Annotated in this window: 1 pseudogene; it reads right to left on the bottom strand. The window is 37.0% G+C overall.

The annotated features are described in order from the left end of the window. Positions 1-287: pseudogene (locus J7R12_RS08645) on the bottom strand (ShlB/FhaC/HecB family hemolysin secretion/activation protein); the annotation flags it as partial. Positions 288-541: the final 254 nt, after the last annotated feature.

Raw genomic sequence — 541 nt, 5'->3', positions numbered from 1 at the left:
CCCTCAACAACAATAGCATGAATTGGAAAACATTGTTTCCCACCCAAAAGCGTTTCTGGATTTTGCTCTGAAGGCGTCTTGATCCTTTTAGGCGTTAAAGCGCGTAAATTCTCAATTCTTTCTAATCGTTGCTTCTCAGATTGTTGGCGAGAAAAATTATCTGTAGGGGAGTGTAAAAAAGCTAAGGAGCGCGCATAAACACTTACACCTGTAAACATGCCCAATAAAACAAAAATGGCACGAAAAATTCTCAAAAGAGAACTTTGGCGTAAAAATCCCAAAAACAATACAGATTGCCCCCCACTTTTGCTTTTTCTGTAAGCATTGCTTTAAAAGCAACTAAAATACTTGATCAAAACGCAATGACTATTCAAAGACAGCTGCGAATAGCACAATATCTTGTTCTCACTCAAGTGTAAAAAATCTTTTCCCCATATTTATTCTATGCCACTAAACGCTTATCCCACCCCCATAAAGCAAAAATTAAAACCCTTTCCACCCTTAAACAATAATCCTAATCCTGCAAAACTCTTTATTCAAT

It is taken from the genome of Bartonella vinsonii subsp. vinsonii (assembly GCF_902825235.1).
GTDB classification, from domain to species: Bacteria; Pseudomonadota; Alphaproteobacteria; order Rhizobiales; family Rhizobiaceae; genus Bartonella; species Bartonella vinsonii.
This window is presented reverse-complemented; position numbering and strand designations above follow the sequence as displayed.